Source organism: Chryseobacterium fluminis, assembly GCF_026314945.1.
In the GTDB taxonomy this organism is placed as follows: Bacteria; Bacteroidota; Bacteroidia; order Flavobacteriales; family Weeksellaceae; genus Chryseobacterium; species Chryseobacterium fluminis.
Genome location: NZ_CP111121.1, coordinates 4217576 through 4240138, shown reverse-complemented (window position 1 = coordinate 4240138; position 22563 = coordinate 4217576). Strand labels below are relative to the sequence as shown.

Sequence of the window (22563 nt, the reverse complement as noted above, 5' to 3'; positions counted from 1 at the left end):
GACAAAGCTAACAATTATTTTGGGAATACCAAAAATTCAATAAAAAAAATGTTGTCGTGTGAATTCGGGAAAAAATATTACATTTGAGGAAGTAAATGCACAAGTCATATGAGATATCATCATTCGGGAAATATCCCACAAAAAAGGCATACGATTTTCAAATCGCCTGAAGATAAATTTTACTACGAACAGCTTTTCGGAACAGAAGGTTTTCACGGGATTTCTTCTTTGCTGTACCATATCCACCGTCCTACTCAGATCAAATCTATTGGTGAGGCAAAAGATGTAAGCCCGAAGATCGTGATCGATAAGAACGTGACGCCAAGAATGTTTAAAGGAATGAATGTCACTCCTGAGGATGATTTTATGGACAGCCGGAAATTTTTAATGGTCAACAATGATCTCAAAATGGGATTGTCGAAGCCCAGAAAATCTATGGCGTATTTTTACAAAAATGCGGAATGTGATGAACTTTTATACGTGCACCAAGGAAGCGGAATACTAAAGACCTTTGTCGGAAATTTAGAATTTTCCGTTGGTGATTACCTTATTATCCCCAGAGGAACCATCTATCAGGTTGAACTGAATTCAGATGATACCGTATTTTTTGTAGTAGAAAGCCACTCCCCGATCTATACCCCGAAGAGATACAGAAACGAGTTCGGACAGCTACTGGAACATTCGCCCTTCTGCGAAAGAGATATTATCACTCCAACTTTTGTTGAACCAAAGGATGAAAAAGGAGATTTTTTAATTAAGGTAAAAAAGGAAAACCAGATCACCGATTTTATCTATGCCACCCATCCATTCGATGTGGTGGGTTGGGACGGTTATTTTTATCCTTATAAATTTAACATTAAGAACTTCGAGCCGATTACGGGGAGAATCCACCAGCCACCACCGGTGCACCAGACTTTTGAAGCGCACAATTTTGTGGTCTGCTCATTCTGTGCGAGGATGTACGATTACCATCCTATGGCTATTCCTGCCCCCTATAATCACTCTAATATTGATTCTGATGAGGTTCTATTCTATACAGAAGGGGATTTTATGAGCCGTAACCACATCGATCTGATGGATTTTACTCTTCACCCAGGAGGGATTGTTCACGGGCCGCATCCCGGAGCGATGGAAAGAAGCATCGGCAAAAAATTTACAGAAGAGTATGCCGTAATGGTAGATCCTTTCCGTCCCTTAAAAATTACGGAGGAAGCTTTAAAGGTAGAAAGATCCTTCCTACAAAACTTCATGGCTGGATGAATAATGAACAAAATAATACACTCATATTATTGATAAATCTAAAGAAGGACCGGGTATATGCTCAGTCCTTTTATTTTGCAGAAAGCACTAAAATATGACAAATGTTTTAAAAAAAACAGGTCATTTTTAAGACAGATCAACGCAATATGAAGTATCTTTAAGAGATTAAAACTAAAATATTACTATGCATAATTATATCAGCGCAGAAGAAGCCATTTATACCATCAAAAGTGGAAACCGCGTATTTTTTCATGGAAGTGCATGTACTCCTAATTTTTTAATAGACGAGCTTGCGAGACAATCTCACAGACTTGAAAATGTAGAGATGGTCTCCATTACCCAACAGGGAAATGTAGAGATCGCCAAACCTCAGTATAAAAACAACTTTTTCGTTAATTCTCTTTTTGTATCAACGCCGGTACGCGATGCGGTAAATTCCGAAAGAGGAGATTTTGTTCCTGTTTTTTTAAGTGAGATTCCAATTCTGTTCAGAAAAAATATTTTACCCCTGGATGTTGCATTGATTACCGTTTCTCCACCGGACCAACATGGTTTCTGCACATTGGGTACCTCTGTAGATGTCGCAAGAGCTGCAGTGGACACCGCAAAGATTATCGTAGCTATTGTAAATCCCCTGATGCCGAGAACCCATGGAGACGGAATGATCCACATCAGTAAAATCCATAAACTTGTATGGCATGAAGAAGAGCTTCCTACGGTTGATTACGGAGCTAAAGTGGGTCCGGAAGAAATGGAAGTCGGAAAAAATGTAGCGGAACTCATTGAAGACCGATCAACACTTCAGATGGGAATCGGAACTATTCCTGATGCCGTTTTAAAATGCCTGGGAAACCATAAAGATCTTGGCGTGCATACCGAGATGTTAAGCGATGGAGTCGTGGATTTGATTCAGAACGATGTCATAAACAATAAATATAAGGGATATCACAACAACAAAACCGTAACCAGTTTCTGCTTCGGGACAAGAAAACTTTATGATTATGTAGATGATAATACCGTGTTTGCCTTTAATGATGTAAGCGCTGTCAACTTTCCTATCAATATCATGAGAAATAAAAAAATGGTAGCCATTAATTCTGCCATTGAAATTGATCTGACAGGACAGGTATGCGCAGATTCTATAGGAACAGTACAATACAGCGGTATCGGCGGACAGATGGACTTTATGAGAGGAGCAGCACTCAGTGAAGACGGCAAGCCAATTATTGCAATAACATCCCGGACAAAAAAAGGCGTTTCCAGAATCGTCCCTTTCCTTAAACAGGGTGCCGGAGTGGTCACAACAAGAGGACACATTCATTATGTGGTCACAGAATACGGAACGGCCTATTTATACGGTAAAAACCTTCGCCAGAGAGCTCAGGAGCTGATCAGTATCGCCCATCCTGATGACCGGGAAATGCTTGAAAAAGCAGCTTATGAAAGATTCAAACACTAGGTGTTTTGTTCGTAATAAAAAATAGCGTACATTTAACTAATCATAAAAATCGCGAATAGAGCTTAAGATTTTGGCAATATTTTTGATAAATCGTGTTAAATATTGAAAATTGAAGACCATATATAATTCCATAAGAGAGGAGGTTGTAAAACATTCTAAAGTGAAAAATTCTGTTCTGGGGAATGTTAAAGAATGGAAAAGAAGCCATTATATAATTCTTTCCGACATTATAAAATATGAATTATCTGAAGCCGAGGAATTAAAAGGCGGAAAAAAATTTGAAATCGGAAATACCATTTCACATGTCACCTTACAACGCTTTTTTGAAAATGATTACCAGGACAAAACGCATAATGACCTGAGATTCTTGAAAACACTGGATAAAATCTGTATTTTTTTAGGCTATAAAGATTTAAATGCTTATATCCAGTTTGTAAAGGAGAAAATGGCAAGGTCCGAAGAAAGTGAACATCAGTTTTTTCTGCAGATGGTTTATGATTACTGTGCTGTGGCCTTCGAATTCTGTAAACAATTTCCTAACCACAATACAGACTTGCTGAAAGATCTCTTATTTGAAGATTCGCCTTTTTTAGCAAGAGTATCACAATTCAGTAAAGAGCTTTGTGAAAGAGACTTTCATTTAGTTACAAAAAATAACCGTTCTAACTACGAAGTTTTCGATGTTCATTTGGTTACGGATGAGCCCGAAAAAAAAATACTGGAGGCTCAGGAATTCTGGAACCTTTTATTTGAAGTAGGAAGTTCCGGTGAACAGCATTTTGTCAATCGGCTAAGCACTCAGATTTATTTTCTCCGGAAAATCGACAATGTCTGGAAAATTTGGGATAATTATAATCCTTATGCCGGAATATTAAATAAAAGAGAGTAACATTTGCAAGAAAGCCGTAGAATATTCTACGGCTTTTCTTTCAAAAATACTTTTTTCTCATTTGTCTTCGATACAAAGGTAGAGATAAATAAACACTGAATCATAAACTTAAGCGTACTTAAATGAACTTTTCATCTCCGGTTATCGATAGCTGGTGAATAGTTTATTTATAATTTCCGTATTGATGAGAAATTCGTAATTTGCATCCCAGAATAAAAGTAAAAATAGAAAATATGTCAACACTTACATTTGCCGAAAAAATTGCTCAGGCAGAGAATTTTTTGCCAATTAACGGTACGGATTATATTGAGTTTTATGTGGGCAATGCAAAACAGGCTGCCCATTATTACAAAACGGCCTTTGGCTTTCAGTCTGTAGCTTATGCAGGTCCTGAAACCGGTGTGAGAGACCGTGCATCGTATGTTCTTCAACAGGGAAAAATAAGATTAATTTTAACCACGGGTCTTAAATCCGATTCACCTATTAACGAGCACGTAAAAAAACATGGTGATGGAGTGAAAATCCTTGCCCTATGGGTAGATGATGCTTATAAAGCGTTTGAAGAAACTACCAAAAGAGGCGGAAAACCTTATCTGGAGCCTGTAACACTTACTGATGAACATGGGGAAGTAAGAATGTCCGGAATTTACACCTACGGAGAAACGGTACATATGTTTGTAGAAAGAAAAAATTACACAGGACCGTTTATGCCTGGTTACGAAAAGTGGGAAAGCACTTATCAACCGGAAGAGGCGGGATTATTATATGTAGATCACTGTGTGGGAAATGTAGATTGGGACAGAATGATTCCAACGGTAGAATGGTACGAAAAAGTAATGGGATTTGTTAATATCCTCTCTTTTGATGACAAACAGATCAATACAGAATACTCTGCATTGATGTCCAAAGTGATGTCCAACGGAAACGGATTTGCAAAATTCCCGATCAATGAACCTGCAGAAGGCAAAAAGAAATCCCAGGTGGAAGAATACCTTGACTTCTATGAAGGAGAAGGTGTACAGCACATCGCTGTGGCTACAAAAGATATTATCCACACGGTGACTGAACTTAAAAAGCGCGGTGTAGAATTCCTTTCCGCTCCACCAGAGGCATATTATGACATGGTTCCGCAAAGAGTGGGTCATATTGACGAAGATCTTAAGAAATTACAGGACTTAGGTATACTTATTGATCATGATGAGGAAGGGTATTTATTACAGATCTTTACAAAGCCTGTAGAAGACCGTCCTACCCTGTTCTTCGAAATTATTGAAAGACACGGCGCACAGAGTTTCGGTGCCGGTAATTTCAAAGCGTTATTCGAAGCATTGGAAAGAGAACAGGAAAGAAGAGGAAATCTTTAATTTCAACAACAATATCAAGTTTTGTCAGGATGAAAAGTCTTGACAAAACTTTTTTTATGAGACACATTATTATGAAAAAATTTATGATCGGAATTTCATTTTTCGCAGCGACATTGGGTATTAAAGCGCAATACGGCTCATTAAATGATATTCTTACCAGGCTTGAGGAAAGAAAGGGAGTCAATCAGAATCTCGAAAATGTAAACATCGATAACAAGAAGTTTGTTTATATAAAAGAGGAAGCAGATCACACTGAAAGAGATTTTATTATCATAAAAGGAAACACGGTTACTTATGTGGAAGTTTTTGATGATAAAGCTACCGGAGAAACAAGTTCCAATGTCTTTACGGGTGATATTATAAGAAATAAAAGAAATATATTCTCTTTACGGGCAGATATGCTTGAAAATAAAAAGGTTCCTGTCCCGGTTACCAAAACTTTATTACTGACCAGGCAGGATGATATTTTATATCTTATTGATATCAACACCAGAGCCAGATGGATCGACGAAGCCTCTTATTCTAAGGTGAAAAATAAATAAACATTTCGGGTATGCCACGCAATAAGGCATCTCATCGTCATAATATTCAATATTTTTCATTTCAGATTACCAATATATAATTGGCAATCCGACTATATGTAGAAACTATGAATAGCTGTGCTTTGAAATCCCGGATATTTGAAAATAAATTTAACGTATTATTTAATTCAAATTAAATTCTAAGCTTATGAAGTCATTTGTAGAGTATTCCTCCAATTCGGATTTTTCAATACACAATATCCCATTTGGAGTAGCGGTTTTCAACAAAGAATATATCGCATGTTGCACAAGAGTCGGGGATCAGATCATTGATCTTGCCACACTGTACGATCTTGCGTATTTTGAAGACATCGATGGGCTTGAGGACAATATTTTTGAAGCCTACACCCTGAACGAATTCATTGAGCTGGGAAAACCTGTAACGAATGCAGTCCGTTTAAAAATTCAGGAATTATTACAGGAAGGTTCAATATTGTCAAAAGATGAAAAAACAATCGAAGATGCATTCTACGATTTAGATCAGGTAAAAATGATGATGCCGGTGCACATTCCGAACTATACAGATTTTTACAGCAGCATCGAACACGCCACCAATGTCGGAAAAATGTTCCGGGATCCGGCAAATGCCTTGTTACCCAACTGGAAACATTTACCTGTAGGATATCATGGGAGAGCCTCATCTATTGTAGTGTCGGGTACAGAGATTAACCGTCCGAAAGGCCAGATGAAGCCTGCAGATGCGGAAAAACCGATCTTCGGACCTTGTCAGCAACTGGATTTTGAATTGGAAATGGCTTTTATCATCAATAAAAATACAGAGATGGGTGAAAGTATTTCTACCCAGGAGGCTGAAGATGCCATCTTCGGGATGGTTGTTTTTAATGACTGGTCTGCCAGAGATATTCAGTCCTGGGAATATGTTCCGCTAGGACCTTTCCTTGCGAAAAATTTCGGTTCATCTGTTTCGCCATGGGTGGTCACTCTGGAAGCACTGGAACCATTCAGAACAGCTTCTCCTAAACAGGATCCTGAAGTTTTGGATTATCTTAAATTTGAGGGTGATAAAAATTATGACATCAACCTTGAAGTCTATTTACAGCCTGAAAACGGAGAGCAAAACCTGATTTCAGAAAGCAACTACAAACACATGTACTGGAATATGACGCAGCAGCTCGCTCATCATACGGTAAACGGCTGTAATCTGGAAGTTGGAGATATGTATGCAAGCGGTACGATTTCAGGAAGTGATCCAAAATCATTCGGATCCATGCTTGAGCTTACCTGGAGAGGTCAGAACCCGATTCAGCTCAGCAACGGAGAGGAAAGAAAATTCATCAATGACCATGATACGGTAACCATGAAAGCATGGGCTGAGAAAGATGGCGTGAGAGTAGGTTTCGGTGAAGTGAGTGGAAAAATTATTCCGACAAAATAATCAAACACTTAAGCATTTTTAAGTTGATATAATTATAATTTAAGTTCACTTTAGTTTTCTAAAAATCTACGATTTTTATTTTTCTTTTAATTGATGATAACTCAAAAATTTATAAATGATCTTTCATATAAAATTATTGGAGCCTGTATTGAAGTTCATAAACAGGCTGGTCCTGGATTATATGAAAGTGTCTATCATCAATGTTTGAAAACTGAATTTGAACTGTTGGGGTTAAACTACAAAAGTGAACTTGAAATTCCTTTTGCATACAAGGGAAAACTTATAGATTGTAAATTAAAATGTGATTTTCTGATCGAAGATTTGGTGATTTTAGAAGTGAAATCTGTTTCTGAAATTCATCAGATTCATAGAGCCCAACAATTAATTACATGAATCTTTTAAAATTACCAAGGTCACTTCTTATCAATTTTAATGTCATCAATGTTTATTATGAAGGCTGTGAATCCTTTGCCTCAAAAATTTTCAAAACACTTCCAAAGGAATAAAAATCTTAGATTTTTAGAAAACTAAAGTGAACTTATATAAAGCAAAAATTTAAAACTAATTTAACTTAAGTGTTAAATGTAAAGATGAAAACAGTAACTCCATCCGAATTAACTCCGGTACAATTACAAACTGTAATGCAGACGGCCGTTTCACCACGCCCGATAGCGCTGGCTTCGACGGTCGACAAAAATGGTACTATCAATTTATCTCCCTTCAGTTTTTTTAATATGTTCAGTACGGTTCCTCCGATTTTGATTTTTTCACCATCCAGGAGAGTTCGTGACAATACAACGAAGCATACGCTGGAAAATATTCTGGAAATCCCTGAAGTGGTGATAGGAACGGTCAATTTTCCGATTGTCCAGCAAATCTCATTAGCATCAACGGAATATGAAAATGGTGTGAATGAATTTATAAAGTCGGGACTCACCATGAAAGATGCAGACCTGGTCACCCCTAAACTTATTGAAGAATGCCCGGTTAACTTTGAGTGTAAGGTATTGGAAGTAAAACCTCTGGGAGATCAGGGAGGAGCAGGAAACCTGGTGATTTGTGAAGTTCAGAAAATCCATATCAGGGAAGAATATCTAAATGAAACAGGTGATATCGACCAGAAAAAACTGGATATGGTAGCGCGCCTGGGAGGAAACTGGTATTCCAGAATCAATGAAGATAATCTTTTTGAAGTTCCCAAACCATTGGTAACGAAAGGAATCGGCTTCGATCTTCTGCCGGACTCCATTAAATACAGTCAGGTGTTTACCGGAAATGATTTGGGAATGCTTGCTAATGTCGAGGTATTACCTTCTGAAAATTGCTATGATGACGAAAATATCCATCAGGAGGCTCAGAAATTATTACTGGAAAATAAAATCGACGAGGCCTGGAAAATTCTTATTAAATGATTTTTAAATATTAGGAGAAAATTATCATTTAATAATACTAATGGTAATTCACTAAAAATAAAAGGGAGTGATAATATCACTCCTTTTTCTATTCATTTACAATCTTCTCATTGATAAATTCTATACATTTTTCAACAACCGTTTTCAACTCAGCCGGTAAATTTTCATCGTGCCAGGGTTCCTTTGCGCCAAACGTATGGTTGGCATTTTCGATGAGGTACAATTCCGAATTTGGATTTAAAATATGCAGATGTTCAGCATTTTTAACCGCTACGCTTTCATCATTTGTTCCATGGATGATGAGAACATGGGCCTTTGCCATTTCGGTTGCCCTTTCCACATCAAACCGATGCTCATCTTTTTTGAAATCTTCAAAGAACTGGTAATAATGGGGCATTTCCTGTTTTGTTCTTCCATTAACAACATAATAAACACCGGCTTTCTGCCAGCTTTCAAAAGCTTCATTTTTAGGAAAACGTTCGAGAGAATCTACACTTGCCAGCGTAATCAGTCCGTTGATGCGTTCGTCTTCATAAGTATTAATAATCGAGATCCCTCCTCCCCTGCTGTGACCGATTAAAATGATTTTCTCAGCATCAACCTCAGCATCTTTAATAAAATAATCGATCACTGCCCGTAAATCAGAAAGTTCTTTTGAGTAATTATTATTTCCGAAAGCTTCCAGGTCAGCAAAATTGTGAGGATCCTCCAGAGTAGTTCCGTTGTGGGAAAAATTAAACTTAACGAAGAAGAACCCCGCTTGTGCAAACTTTTCTGCCATCAGGTTCCAGGCGCCCCAGTCTTTATACCCTTTGTAACCGTGAACAAAAATGACCAGCGGCAGCTTTTGTCCTGTTTCGGGGTAAAATGCATCTGCTAAAAAATCTCTGGTTTCCGGATTTGAAATAATAATATTTTGCTTTTTCGTGATCTTCATATTTTATCCTGGTATTTTTATTTCCAGAATGTTGCGCTACATGATAAATCCTGTAATCTGATCATCAAAGCAGGAAATTTTACCGCTAACATTCATTCGAAATCTGTTCTGCACTTAAAAATATTAAAAATACCCGTAAACACAAAGTAAAATCTTATTTTTGCCATATGTTGGATTTAAGAACAGTAACCGTCACGCGTTACATTCTGCCTCTCCGCGAAGGAGGTTCGCTTCCCGCTTTGGCAGAGGCTGATGATGATTTTAAATATGTCTTGAAATTCCGTGGTGCAGGCCACGGCGTTAAGATGCTGATTTCCGAATTATTAGGAGGAAAAATCACCGAAGCACTAGGGTTGAGAATACCTGAACTGGTTTTTATCAACCTTGATGTAGATTTTGGAAGAGCAGAAGCTGATGAAGAAATTCAGGATTTGCTGAAAAACTCTGAGGGTCTCAATTTGGGTCTGCACTATCTTTCAGGCTCCATAACGTATGATCCCGGCATCAACACAGATCCGCTCCTGGCTTCAAAGATCGTCTGGCTGGATGCATTTATCACCAATATAGACCGTACTTTTAAAAACACGAACATGCTGATGTGGAATAAAGAATTATGGATTATAGATAATGGAGCCTCTTTTTATTTCCATCATTCGTGGCAAAGTTTTGACACCGCGGCCAAAACACCGTTCAAGTATGTAAAAGACCATGTGTTGCTTCCCCAGGCGACCATGCTGAATGAAGCGGACCAATTTGCAAAGGAAATTCTGAATGAAAATCTCTTCAGAGAGATCGTCAATACCATTCCTGAAGACTGGCTGCACTGGAACGATGCTGATGAAACACCTGATGAAATCCGTGATGTTTATTTCAAATTCCTGAAAACAAGGTTAGAAAATTCTGAAATCTTTTTAAACGAAGCTAAAAATGCAAGAGGATAAAATATACGAATATGCTGTCATACGCTTGGTTCCGAAAGTTGAGAGGGAAGAATTTTTCAATATAGGGCTGGTGATGTTTTCTAAAAGAGAAAAATTTATCAGGGTAGAGTTTTATCTATGTCCGGATAAATTCAGATTAATGCACAGTAAGCTTGATTATGATGACGTCACCAGGAATCTGGAAAGCTTCAAAAAAATAGCGGAAGGAAACAAAGACGGAGGACCGATTGCTCAGTTTGATATTCCTGAACGTTTCCGTTGGCTGACGGCCGTCAGGAGTTCTGTCGTTCAGACTTCAAGACCCCATCCCGGAAAATCCAAAGATCTGGAAACTACTTTTGGTAAACTTTTTGAGGAGTTAGTAAAATAACAATACTTCAAAAATATTCTATGAAATCAATGAATCACAATATCATGTACAGGTTTTCTATAAACCTGTTTTTTTTATTTTTCCTGGGCTTATGTTCGCTAAGCTTTTCTCAAAATCCAATGGAGCCGAAAACTCCGAAAAGCACACTTCTGCCGGAAAAAACCGATTTTTCAGAAAATGTGGTTTATAAAACGGACGAAAAAGGAAATTCTTTACATTTGGATATTTACAGACCGAAAAATACGCCTGCCGAAAATTTCCCGGTGGTAATCTACGTTCATGGAGGCGGCTGGGTCGGCGGTGATAAGATCATCCATGCAGACAACTATATCGAAAATACCATTCTGAAACTGGTTGAGAAAAAGTTTGCCGTTATCAGCATAGATTATACGCTGGTCAGTAAAGATGTCCATTTTCCCGCTCCGGTAAATGACACTAAGGATGCGGTACGATGGGTAAGAAAGAATGCGGGAACCTATCATTTCGATACGAATAATATCGGTCTGTTCGGAGCCTCTGCCGGTTCACATCTGTCAATGCTCGCAGCGTATACTCAGGATAATGAATTCGTGGGAGCTCCGGAACTATCCGGATATTCGGCAAAGGTAAGCTATGTGGTTAATAATTTCGGACCTGCCGATTTAAATAAACTTTTACTGACCAGGATCGGAAGATTTCCGGCATCTGTTGTCGGACTGTTTTCTAAAGAGATCGTCACCCTGAGAGAAAATCTGATCCGCGGAATATCAGGTTACGAAATTAAAAGCGATAAAAGAAAAGTTGTCGATTATTTTAAAACGATATCTCCCATTACCTATGCGGACCATGCGGTTCCAACGCTTATTTTACAGGGGAATAAAGATAAGATTGTCCCTTTAAAGCAATCAAAACAACTTCAGAAAGCCCTTCAGAAAGCAAATATAAAAAGTTCTTTAACCATCGTCGAAGAGGGAAATCATGGTTTCAGAACAACGGATAAAGATGATCTGAACCGGCTCGCCGATGAAATGGTGGATTTTATCGTTGCGCAGAAAATTAATTAATTATCCGGTTCCTCGTACAACTGACTTCCCCAGAACTGAATGTCTCTTTCTACCAGGTTAGAGTGGTAAAAAATCTCTTTCACCTCTTCTGTGATCTTGGCAACAGCATTGGGATCCGAAGTTCTGATTCGGGTTTCATGATTGTCCCGGACCCCGCTTCCGGTAAAATTCAGGGAGCCCATATAGGCAACCTCATCATCGATGATATAAATTTTGCTGTGAATGAATGTTTTATTGAAAGAATTTCCACTATTCGGAGAGACAAATACTTTAAAGGGAAAAAGCTGTTTATAGGTGTAATGATAAACTTTTGTTCTTTTGATCTTTTTAACAACAGAATCTCTCACAAAGAACATCAGGACAACGAGAATAAAACCATAGGCCGGTTTAAAATTGTTTAAAAGATACATTAAAGGAAGCAGAACCACTCCCAGACCGATCATGGCAAAAAGCAGGGTTCCGGATAACGTAACAAGGCTATCACGTTTTTCTTTTGCTTTTTCATCGACATGCTTATGCTGAATAATCAGCTTGTGAATATTCTTGTCATAACCGTAAAAATCCTCTATCTCATCGCTTGTAATAAGCCTGATCCGGATTCCCCGTGAGTGCAGATCAATTAATTCTTTGATCAGAAAAGGCGAAAGATAGGGAGAAACAATTTTCACGTTGCTCTTTGCATTTCGTATATCCTGCATCAGCTTTGCTCCTGCACTCTTCCCTATGTAAATATCACAGAGCGCATTGTTATAAAATATTCCCATTGTCCGGACTCAATTTAATTTCATCAAAGTTTAAAAATAAAAGCTGTGCAAAAGTAATCCTGCAAAGCGATAATCAATCCTGTTTTACCAATAACTGAAAGTCTTTTTATTTTTTCAGTTTCTCCACTCTTTTTACTTCATTCAGAAGTAACGGAAATGCGGGCTGGGCCATTCCTCCATGATCAAAACCGTCCAGCTCGTATAAAGTCGTTTCCTTATGTCCCTTTAATTTCATAATTCTCGCCATGTAGGCGTTTTCCTCATATCTTCCCAATAATTCTTTTTCGCGGTCACCGGTGATCAGCAACAGAGGAGGTGCATCGGCACGGATAAAATGAAGGGGTGCAAAGTCATCAATTCTTGCGTCCAGCTCATCAATCCCTTTTTCTTTTCTGGCCGTAAAATGAGAAATCATCTGTCCGCTGAAAGGAATAATTCCGGCCAGTTTATTGGCGTCAATTCCATACGTATCAAGATAAGATTTGTTGAGGCCTACCATCGCGGCAAGATAACCGCCTGCGGAATGTCCCGAAATAAAGATCAGGTCTTCACGGCCTCCGTATTTTTTTATATTTTTAAAAGCCCAGGCCGTAGCAGCTGCTGCATCTTTAATATATTCCGGAGCATTAACCTTAGGAGAAAGCCTGTAATTAACCCCGATGATGGCAACACCTTTATTTTTTAAAGCTTCAGGTATTTCTTTCTGTCCTCCTGTCAGGCCCCCACCGTGAAACCAAAGTATGGTGGAAAAATTTTTAGCATTCTCAGGAACGTACAGATCCAGAATACACCTTTCGTTGATATAAACATCTGATTTGTTTATTTTTTCATCGTAGTAATGAATATTACTGAAAGTATGATCTTTCTGTGAAAATACGTTAAGAGAAATTAAGGTCAGTACTAAACAAGTGATAATCTTAGGCATCATAATCATTTTAAGCTTTAAATATACAAATTTACTCCAGTCAGACGTAAAATAAGCTTAAAACTGCGATCTTTAAAAAAACAAAACGGACTCAAAAAAATATTGAATCCGTTCCGTAGAGATTTTTGATTATTTAAAAATTAATGTTGAGCCTTGAAAACACATATCTCCCGTTCTGGCCAAACTGTGAGGTAGACCGTGAATAGATGAACTGATCATTATTGGTAGATGCCGGAAGGTTTTCGGTAGGATAAATATCAAAAAGATTGTTTACGCCCAGGGTGAGCCCTACGTTTTTTGTAAATTGATAGGCCAGAGAAATGTCTGTAATGATTTTAGCTGCAATTTTCTGATGCTCATTGAAACCGATAACTCCGTCTCCATTAGCGTCGATAATGTCGGCCCCTGTCACTTTTCCGAAATACGTATTTCTTAAATAAACACTGGCATTTCTCCAGGCTAAACTATGTGATAAACTGGCTTTCACCTGCGGCACCGCTTCTTCAAGATAAACCCTTGATTTTTCTGAAAAAAAAGTATTTTCCAGTCCCAGGCTTTCCAGTTTAGAAGAAGTGTGGGTGTCTCCGACCTTGCGGGTATGGTTTAAATTAAGCGCAAAATTACTGTCCAGCTTAAAATCCGAGAACCGTGCCTGCTGAGTAACAACAATATCGAGCCCTTTTGTTTCCGTATCGATAGAATTGGCAAAAAACTGTGCACCGTTTACCCCTAAAGTATTCACCAAAGGACCTGTAAACTGATCCGTTAACACAATTCTGTTATCAATTCTTGTGAAATATCCATCAGCCGTAAAGCTCAGATTGAAATCCGGAATTTTGTATGTAAAACCTATACTTGCAGATTTTGACGTCTCCTGTTTCAATTTCGGAATTCCAAAATCTTCAGCGATTTGAGAATCATTGCTGAAGGTTCCTACTTCCCTTAATTGCCCGTCTGTGAATAAGGTAGACGTTACATTATAATAAATCTGGTGAATGGACGGCGCTCTGAATCCCGTAGAACCGGCAAATCTGAAATTCAAATTGGGAGCCAATCTGACTCTTGATGCTAATTTATAATTAAAGGTAGAACCAAAATCAGAATAATTTTCATATCTCGCAGCAGCATCTACCAGGAGCCAATCGGTAAAATTCAGTTCTACATCGGCATATCCCGCTACGGACTGCCTGTTTTTATCTACGGCATTTTCCGGTCGGAACCCTGCAAAAACCTGGGAACCGCCGGCAAGGGCATTTCCAAAGAAATCTGTGGGACGCTGAGTGGTATTATTCCAGACATTTCCGTTCACATCATACGTGGCATAAGAAGCTTCCTCTCCTGCTGTGATTTTGAAATTTTCGTACCGGTGTTCTGCTCCGAAAGCAACATTAATACCGCTCCACACATCATATTTTTTAGCAATATCCAGATTAATGGTATTCTGGGAAAAACGCAATCCTCCCGCGCGGAATTCTCTTGGAGATACAAACCTCAGAGATGTATTTCCCGTATTCTGAATAGTATAATCGAAAGCGTTCTGTCCGAAAGTATTGCTGAAATCTACGTTCCAGCCTTCCCAAATTCCTTTGATTCCGGCAGAAAGTGAAAGGTCCTGAATATCTGTCCCGATCTGGGGCAGGTAGCCGTCGATATACAGGCCTGTAAATGTCCGGCTCTGGTTCGGTTTTCTGTAAAACCCTCCCGAAGTACCGCTTCTATAGCTGTATCCTCCAAAAGTGTACACTTTCCAGTGATCGTTTATCGGAACTTCCACATTCGCAAAAAGCTGTTGGTTGTTCAGTTTGGACTGCCCGACCTGCATATTGTAATCTTTTCTGGAAAGGCCTCTGTAGTCCAGTTCCTGATTGGTTACATCCTGATTCAAAATCCCCTGCAACGCAGCAATGGTATTGGCTCCCTGAATCTGATTTTGAAAGGCCTGTGAAAAATAATTTACTCCCTGAGCATATTGATGTATATAATTAATCAACTGCTGAGAATCAGGGGTTGAGTTGATATTGGTAAACAGTGAAGAAAGATTAACCCCGTCGTTCAGGGCTCTTTTTTCAATGGCATTGTACGCATTAAAAATCGTTCCGCTTTCCGTTCCGGCTCTGTAGGTCGGATTTCGGAACTGTGAAGTCCAGGTAATGTTATAAAAGCCTCCTTTCCTGCCAATCTTGTTACCATAGTTGAGATCCACCTGAATATTTTGCCCGTCAAAATCACCGGTATGGTCATTTGCCGCGGAGGTCAGGTTTCCACCGTAAGTCAGTTGACCGGTCAGTTTTCCGGTATCTCTTTTCAATCCTAGATTGATAACTCCTGCAATCGCGTCAGAACCATACTGTGCGGAAGCGCCGTCTCTTAAAACTTCTATTCTGTTGATGGCGAAAGAAGGAACTGCATTTAAATCCGTACCTACGGTTCCTCTTCCGGGACTTCCGTTGACATTGACCAAAGCAGAAGTATGTCTTCTTTTACCATTGATCAGAACCAGTACCTGATCCGGACCCAAACCTCTCAACTGAGCCGGATCCAAATGATCGGTCCCATCTGCATTGGTTTGAATGGTTGATGTAAACGAAGGGGCCACTGCATTTAAAATCTGTGAAATATTGGTCTGAGGTAAAACGATGGAAGATTCTTTTATATTAAAAACATCTACGGGAACCGGACTGTCTGTTTTTGATCTTGCTCCGCTTCTTGAACCTAAAATAACCACTTCCTCCAGATCTGATGTTTTCACCGTATCGGTTTTCTCCTGTCCAAAGGCATAAGCTCCCAGAAAAAATAAAACTGAAGCTGAAAAAATTGTCTTTTTATTTGCCATACCTTCTATGTTAATTTGTTTATATGAGGGGCAAAAGTAATTCATATTTATTAGTCTACAAAATTAGTAGATTAAAATAACAGAAATTCGTCATCGATCAAATCTATTTTTATTCAACAGAATCCTAATATTAAACGAAATTCTTAATTGGAACAGGAAACCGTGCTCACTTGAATTCCGGAATATCAATAAAAGTCCGCCTCACAGTAAATGAAGCGGACTTTCTGTCTTTCTCAGGTTCATTCTGAGATTTATTTATGATAATCAAGATCAAACCATTGGGTAATGGAACTAATGCTTAGATTTTAAATTATATTTTTGTAAGCTTAGCGTATTTTAAAATTAAGTTCTTTTCGCCTTCATGCATGAAAACTACTTTTGCCTTAATATTTTGGGGATCCGTTCCGTCCAGGAATGTTACTTCTCCGATCCCGAAACGGTCGTGTCTTACCTTATCACCTACTTCAATATCCTGTGACGAAGCACCGCTCGGGTTAATAATTTTTGCGGTGGCAACAGGTTTCAGCTTACGGGGTTCCGCAATAGGCTTCGAGCCCTCTGCTTTCTCAATCGTCTTTTTTTCGACTCTTTTAAAGCTTTTCATTTCGGAAGGGTGTTCATCAAAAATATTGGATTTCACTCCGGAATTGTTGATAAAGCGTTTTTCAATGGCCGGATTCACAAATTCAATGTACTGGTCATCAATTTCGCTTAAGAATCTGGAAGGCTCCGCATCCGTAATTTTGCCCCATTGGAAACGGGAAACCGCATATGAGAAAAAGGCCTGCTTTTCAGCTCTTGTTAAAGCCACATAAAAAAGTCTTCTTTCTTCTTCCAGATCTTCTCTGGTAGCCGAACTCATAAAACTCGGGAAGAGATTTTCCTCCAGACCAACCAGGTGAACTACCGGGAATTCTAGGCCTTTTGAAAGGTGAATGGTCATGAGCGAAACCATTTCCTCATCATCATTCTTATTCTGCGTATCTGCAGAAAGGGCAATATTCTCAAGAAAATTCGGCAGACTCGGATCTCCGTCTTCAATCTGCATCTGCTCTTCTATGAATCCCTGCATCGAGTTCATTAATTCCTGAATATTTTCCACACGCGAAATTCCTTCCGGTGTCTGATCGTCTTTTAAAAACTTGATTAAACCGCTGCGTTTTGCCACTTCCATCGCAACATCATAGGCCGTTTCTGTTTTAAGCAGGACCTTAAATGCTTTGATCATTGACCAGAAATCATTCAGTTTATTTAAAACCCCGTTATTGAGTCCTAGCTGAGGAGCATACATCGGAAGACTGTCTAAAACTTTCGAGACAGAAATATTATGGGCATCTGCAAAAACAATGATTTTATTCTGCGTGGTTTCCCCTATACCTCTTACCGGATAATTAATAATTCTCATTAATGCCTCGGAGTCATTTTCATTGATCAGAAGACGCAGATAAGCAATTAAATCCTTCACCTCTTTCCGTTGATAGAAAGACAGACCTCCATATACCCTGTACGGAATATTTTTGCGTCTCAGAGCATCTTCAAAAGCACGCGTCTGAGAGTTGGTCCGGTATAAGATCGCGAAATCACTGTATTTCCTCTGTTCCCTGTTCCGGGTTTCCCAGATATTTCCTGCTACGAAATTTGCCTCATCAGCATCAGAAAGTGACCGGTAGACTTTTATTTTTTCTCCTTCTTCATTTTCACTGAATACATTTTTCTTAAACTGCTGTAAGTTTTTGGCGATCACCACATTTGCCGCGTTCACGATATTCTGCGTAGAACGGTAATTCTGTTCCAGTGAGACCGTAATAGCGTCAGGATAATCTTTCTTAAAATTTAATATATTGTAAATATTAGCTCCACGGAATGAATAGATAGACTGAGCATCATCACCCACCACACAGATATTTTCAAACTTTGAAGCCAGTGCCTTTACAATCAGGTACTGGGAATGGTTGGTATCCTGGTACTCATCCACAAGGATATATCTGAACCTGTCCTGGTATTTTGCCAGCACTTCGGGGAAACGGGTCAGCAGCTCATTGGTCTTTAATAACAAATCATCAAAATCCATGGCTCCGTTTCTGAAACAGGCATCGACATATTTTTCGTAGATTTTCCCTATGAATTTCATATTCGCTTTTTCATCAGCTTCCATCAGTTCCGGATTATTGTAATAAGCTCTCACTGTGATCAGATTGTTCTTATAGGTAGAGATCCTGGACTGAACTTTTTTAGGCTTGTACAAATCGGCATCGATGTTCATGTCTTTGATTACTTTTTTGATCACATTCAGCGCATCCTGCTGATCATAGATCGTAAAGTTGGAGGGGAAACCAAGGAGGTGTGCTTCTCCTCTCAGAATTCTTGCAAACACCGAGTGAAATGTTCCCATCCAGAGACTTCTTGCATTGCTTTGGCCCACCACTCTTGCAATACGTTCTTTCATTTCTTTTGCTGCTTTATTGGTAAAGGTTAGCGCGAGAATATTGAAGGGGTCTACTCCATTCGTAATTAAATGAGCAATACGCATTGTCAACACACGTGTTTTTCCCGAACCAGCCCCGGCAAGTACCATTAATGGTCCCTGTAATGTGGTAACGGCGTCAAATTGTGATTCATTAAGTCCTTTCAGATAATCCTCCATGCTGCAAAAAATTTTGGGAACACAAAATTAGTGTATTATATGGAGAATTCAAATTTTAGATTGACCCTGAATATTTTTTCAGAACAGCATCTGCCCTTTCAGGCTCTGCAGTCCATACGGAAACTGATAGAATATTTCTATTTGCACCATCTGCAGCTGATCTCACAAAGGTTAGAAAAAAATATTCCGGAAACTGTAACAATTAAGGTATTTTTGGAACTCATTGACAAAACAATTTCTACTATATGAAAAAGCGACTTCTTTCTGTTGTTGCAGCGGCGTTTTTCGGAATGGCCTTAAATGCACAACAAATTAAATTTGAAGAATATGACTTACCAAACGGTCTTCATGTAATCCTTCATCAGGATAATTCTGCACCGGTAGTCACTACAGGTGTCATGTACCACGTAGGTGCCAAAGATGAAGTAAAAGGAAGAACTGGTTTCGCTCACTTCTTTGAGCATCTTTTATTTGAAGGAACTCCCAACATCAAAAGAGGCGACTGGTTCAAGATCGTTTCATCAAACGGAGGACAGAATAATGCCAACACGACCAACGACAGAACGTATTACTATGAAACTTTCCCTTCCAATAACGAGCAGCTCGGACTTTGGATGGAAGCAGAAAGATTACGTCATGCGGTGATCAACCAGGTAGGTGTAGATACCCAGAGAGAAGTTGTAAAAGAAGAAAAAAGACTGAGAATGGATAACCAGCCTTACGGGAATCTTTTCACAACGATTCAGAAAAACCTTTTCACCAATCACCCATACAACTGGCCTACGATCGGGTCTATGGAAGATTTAAATGCAGCAAAACTGGATGAGTTCCAGGCTTTTTATAAAAAATTCTATGTTCCGAATAATGCTACTTTAGTAGTGGCGGGAGATATCAAACCCGAGCAGACCAAAAAATGGATTCAGGAATACTACGGAGGGATTCCAAAAGGAACGGTAGCTCCGAAAAATTTCCCGAAAGATGAGCCTATCACCAAAGAAAAAGAAGTAACCGCTACGGACCCGAACATCCAGCTTCCTGCATATGTTTTCGCATACAGAACTCCTGGAAATAAAGAAAAGGACGCCTATATTTTAGATATGCTTTCTTCTTATTTAAGCAATGGTAAATCTTCCGTTTTATACAAAAAATTAGTTGATCAGGAGAAAAAGGCGCTGCAGGTAGCTGCTTTCAATCAGGGACTTGAGGATTACGGTATTTTCGCATTCTTTGCCATCCCGATGGGACAGACGACGAAAGCAACGTTACAGGCCGACATCGATGCGGAGATCAAAAAACTTCAGACCGGATTAATTTCTGAAGAAGATTATCAGAAGCTTCAGAACCAGTATGAAAACCAGTTTGTGAATGCCAACTCAAGCATTCAGGGAATTGCGGCTTCTTTGGCGACAAATCACGTATTGATGGGAGATACCAATCTTATCAACAAGGAAATCGATATTTACAGATCGGTTACGAGACAGGATCTTCAGAATGCTGCTAAAAAGTACCTGAATTCTAATCAAAGAGTAATCATTAATTACGTACCTGAAAAAAAATAATTCTGAAACAAAACAGGATATATACATGATCCATTGTTAAAAAAAGGAATTATTAAAAATTAAATTTTTACAAATGAAAAAGCAATTAACATATATAGCTGCAGCGTTTTTATTCGCAGGAACGGTTTCAGCCCAAAAAATAGATCTTAATGCAATGCCAAAACCGGGGCCTACTCCTGCCATTAACATTGCCAAGCCAAAAACTTTCCAGCTGAGCAACGGGCTTACGGTAATGGTGGTTGAAAACAACAAATTACCAAGAGTAAGTGCCAACCTTTCGATGGACAGACCTCCATACTATGAAGGAGCAGTTTCCGGGGTAAGCTCTATCATGGCCGAACAGTTCGAAAACGGAACAACGAACATGAGCAAGGATGATTTCAATAAAAAAGTGGATTATCTGGGGGCTAATTTAAGCTTCTCATCTAATGGTGCTTTTGCCAATTCTCTTTCAAAATATTTTCCGGAAGTATTGGGTTTAATGGCTGACGCTATTATCAATCCAAAGTTTTCTGCTGAGGAAATTCAGAATTCAAAGGAGAGAACAATCGAAGGACTGAAATCTGATGAGAAAAATGCTTCTTCTATTGCTTCAAGAGTTTCCAATGCTCTGATGTACGGAAAAAACACGTCAAGGGGAGAATTTGAAACCGTAGAATCCGTAAGCAAAATCCAGTTATCGGATGTGCAGAATGTTTACAAGAAATATTACGCTCCCGACAATGCTTATTTGGTCATCGTAGGAGATGTAAAATTTGACCAAGTAAAATCATTAGTTGAAAAATCGTTTAGCGGATGGAAGAAAGCCAATACGCCGGCTTCTCAACTCGAGCCGGCTTCCAATGTTGCCAAAACGGAAATTAATGTTGTGGATGTTCCTTCTGCAGTACAGTCGGTTGTTTCTTTAAATAACCTGAATACGCTGAAGATGAAGGATCCTAACTATTTTCCGGCCACGATCGCGAACTATATCCTCGGAGGTGGAGGTGAAGCAAGACTTTTCATGAATCTTCGTGAAAAAAACGGTTTCACCTATGGTGCCTATTCAAGCTTGAGCGCAAGTAAATATTCTCCGGCATTCTCTGCTGAAGCAAGTGTAAGAAACGAAGTAACTGACAAGGCTGTTAAGGAATTCATGAATGAACTGAACGCTATTTCTACGGTAAAACCTGAAGAACTGGCCAATGCTAAAGCGAAGTTAAAAGGTTCTTTCATCATGTCTCTGGAGAAGCCTGAAACCATCGCCAGATTTGCATTAAACCAGAAGGTTCAGGATCTGCCGGATGATTTCTACACCAATTATTTAAAATCCATCGACAAGGTTACAGCTGCAGATGTTTCAAACGCTGTAAAATCGACTATTTTACCTACTCAAAGCAGAATCTTCATTGCAGGTAAAGCTTCGGATATTTCTGAAGGCCTGGAAAAATTAGGATATCCTGTGAAATATTATGATAAAGACGCGAATCCGGTTGCAAAGCCAACTGCTCAGAAAGTTGACGCCAGTGTCACCATCGGATCTGTAGCTGACAAATATATCAATGCCATCGGCGGGGCAGCTGCCGTTCAGAAAATTACTTCTATTGCCACTGACGCCACTACAAAGGTGCAGGGAATGGATATGAGCATGAAGATGGTTCAGGCAAAAGGCGGAAAAATGTCTATGAATATCAGCATGATGGGAAATACCGTTCAGAAAATCGTTTTTGACGGAAAAGAAGGATATATGGAAGCTCAGGGACAGAAAAAACCGTTAAGTGACAAGCAGAAAGCAGAAATGTCTAAAGACACCGAGCTTTTCCCGGAATTAACGTTTGCAAAATCTGCTGAATATAAACTGGCAGGAATCGAAAAGTATAATAATGAAGATTCTTACGTTATAAAAGGGGCAAAAGAAACGTATTACTACAGTGTAAAAACCGGTCTGAAAACCGGAGAAGTAAAAACCGGGGAAGGTGGTTCTATCCCAACAAGCTATGCCGATTACAAAGAGGTTTCAGGAGTGAAGTTACCATTCACGATCATCCAGAACATGGGTGGGATGGACATCAACCTGACTGTAAAATCCTATCTGGTAAATCAGGCTAAAGATTCAGATTTCAAATAAGAATCGCCCTGTTTCATATAAAAAACGGCAACCATTGTTGCCGTTTTTATTTTTATTAACATTTGCGGACATCTTTCTT

The 22563-nt window shown here is 39.1% G+C and carries 18 protein-coding genes and 1 pseudogene; 14 read left to right on the top strand and 5 right to left on the bottom strand.

Features of this window, described 5'->3' with window-relative positions; genetic code table 11:
- The first annotated feature begins 108 nt into the window (after positions 1-108).
- The 8 genes and pseudogenes from ODZ84_RS19415 (at position 109) to ODZ84_RS19380 (ending at position 8361) form a co-directional block, all read left to right on the top strand.
- Positions 109-1264: pseudogene (locus ODZ84_RS19415) on the top strand (homogentisate 1,2-dioxygenase).
- A gap of 180 nt (positions 1265-1444) precedes the next feature.
- On the top strand, positions 1445-2719 hold the full coding sequence (locus ODZ84_RS19410; protein ID WP_266174043.1) for an acetyl-CoA hydrolase/transferase family protein: 1275 nt from the start codon (positions 1445-1447) through the stop codon (positions 2717-2719).
- 109 nt (positions 2720-2828) lie between these two features.
- Positions 2829-3608 (top strand): hypothetical protein, encoded by a 780-nt coding sequence (locus ODZ84_RS19405; protein WP_266174042.1) that lies wholly within the window; start codon positions 2829-2831, stop codon positions 3606-3608.
- A 233-nt stretch (positions 3609-3841) separates the two neighbouring features.
- Positions 3842-4972: a 4-hydroxyphenylpyruvate dioxygenase gene (gene hppD, locus ODZ84_RS19400; protein WP_266174041.1), complete on the top strand. Its 1131-nt coding sequence runs from the start codon at positions 3842-3844 to the stop codon at positions 4970-4972.
- A 56-nt stretch (positions 4973-5028) separates the two neighbouring features.
- Positions 5029-5514, top strand: a complete 486-nt coding sequence (locus ODZ84_RS19395; protein WP_266174040.1) for a hypothetical protein — start codon at positions 5029-5031, stop codon at positions 5512-5514.
- 187 nt (positions 5515-5701) lie between these two features.
- A complete protein-coding gene (fahA, locus tag ODZ84_RS19390) occupies positions 5702-6949 on the top strand; it encodes a fumarylacetoacetase (RefSeq protein ID WP_266174039.1) in 1248 nt (415 codons plus the stop codon).
- A gap of 93 nt (positions 6950-7042) precedes the next feature.
- On the top strand, positions 7043-7342 hold the full coding sequence (locus tag ODZ84_RS19385; RefSeq protein WP_266174038.1) for a GxxExxY protein: 300 nt from the start codon (positions 7043-7045) through the stop codon (positions 7340-7342).
- 197 nt (positions 7343-7539) lie between these two features.
- On the top strand, positions 7540-8361 hold the full coding sequence (locus ODZ84_RS19380; protein WP_266174036.1) for a flavin reductase family protein: 822 nt from the start codon (positions 7540-7542) through the stop codon (positions 8359-8361).
- An 88-nt stretch (positions 8362-8449) separates the two neighbouring features.
- On the opposite strand, the gene ODZ84_RS19375 is transcribed toward ODZ84_RS19380, so the two are convergent.
- Complete coding sequence (locus ODZ84_RS19375) at positions 8450-9298, bottom strand: alpha/beta hydrolase family protein (protein ID WP_266174035.1); 849 nt, start codon at positions 9296-9298, stop codon at positions 8450-8452.
- Between the two features lie 167 nt (positions 9299-9465).
- Here ODZ84_RS19375 and ODZ84_RS19370 point away from each other — a divergent pair, with 167 nt between their 5' ends.
- The 3 genes from ODZ84_RS19370 to ODZ84_RS19360 are packed head-to-tail and all read left to right on the top strand — an operon-like array spanning position 9466 to position 11652.
- Positions 9466-10239 carry a HipA family kinase gene (locus ODZ84_RS19370; protein ID WP_266174034.1) on the top strand — a complete coding sequence of 258 codons (774 nt, stop codon included), beginning with the start codon at positions 9466-9468 and terminating at the stop codon, positions 10237-10239.
- Positions 10226-10609 carry a DUF3037 domain-containing protein gene (locus tag ODZ84_RS19365; protein WP_266174033.1) on the top strand — a complete coding sequence of 128 codons (384 nt, stop codon included), beginning with the start codon at positions 10226-10228 and terminating at the stop codon, positions 10607-10609. The genes ODZ84_RS19370 and ODZ84_RS19365 overlap by 14 nt, the downstream gene beginning before the upstream one ends.
- Before the next feature lie 20 nt (positions 10610-10629).
- Entirely contained in the window at positions 10630-11652 is a 1023-nt protein-coding gene (locus tag ODZ84_RS19360) for an alpha/beta hydrolase (RefSeq protein WP_266174032.1), read from the top strand.
- On the opposite strand, the gene ODZ84_RS19355 is transcribed toward ODZ84_RS19360, so the two are convergent.
- The 4 genes from ODZ84_RS19355 to ODZ84_RS19340 form a co-directional block, all read right to left on the bottom strand.
- Positions 11649-12416, bottom strand: a complete 768-nt coding sequence (locus tag ODZ84_RS19355) for a phospholipase D family protein (protein WP_266174031.1) — start codon at positions 12414-12416, stop codon at positions 11649-11651. The two genes, ODZ84_RS19360 and ODZ84_RS19355, sit on opposite strands and share 4 nt — an antisense overlap.
- Before the next feature lie 106 nt (positions 12417-12522).
- Positions 12523-13344: an alpha/beta hydrolase gene (locus ODZ84_RS19350; protein WP_323136787.1), complete on the bottom strand. Its 822-nt coding sequence runs from the start codon at positions 13342-13344 to the stop codon at positions 12523-12525.
- A gap of 130 nt (positions 13345-13474) precedes the next feature.
- Positions 13475-16174 carry a TonB-dependent receptor plug domain-containing protein gene (locus ODZ84_RS19345; protein WP_266174030.1) on the bottom strand — a complete coding sequence of 900 codons (2700 nt, stop codon included), beginning with the start codon at positions 16172-16174 and terminating at the stop codon, positions 13475-13477.
- A 310-nt stretch (positions 16175-16484) separates the two neighbouring features.
- Positions 16485-18818, bottom strand: coding sequence for an ATP-dependent helicase (locus tag ODZ84_RS19340; protein WP_266174029.1), 2334 nt, complete (start codon positions 18816-18818; stop codon positions 16485-16487).
- Positions 18819-18857: 39 nt separating this feature from the next.
- Here ODZ84_RS19340 and ODZ84_RS19335 point away from each other — a divergent pair, with 39 nt between their 5' ends.
- The 3 genes from ODZ84_RS19335 (at position 18858) to ODZ84_RS19325 (ending at position 22484) form a co-directional block, all read left to right on the top strand.
- Positions 18858-19067 carry a hypothetical protein gene (locus tag ODZ84_RS19335; RefSeq protein ID WP_266174028.1) on the top strand — a complete coding sequence of 70 codons (210 nt, stop codon included), beginning with the start codon at positions 18858-18860 and terminating at the stop codon, positions 19065-19067.
- A complete protein-coding gene (locus tag ODZ84_RS19330; RefSeq protein WP_266174027.1) occupies positions 19064-20377 on the top strand; it encodes a M16 family metallopeptidase in 1314 nt (437 codons plus the stop codon). The genes ODZ84_RS19335 and ODZ84_RS19330 overlap by 4 nt, the downstream gene beginning before the upstream one ends.
- Positions 20378-20450: 73 nt before the next feature.
- On the top strand, positions 20451-22484 hold the full coding sequence (locus tag ODZ84_RS19325; RefSeq protein ID WP_266174026.1) for a M16 family metallopeptidase: 2034 nt from the start codon (positions 20451-20453) through the stop codon (positions 22482-22484).
- Positions 22485-22563 lie beyond the last annotated feature (79 nt).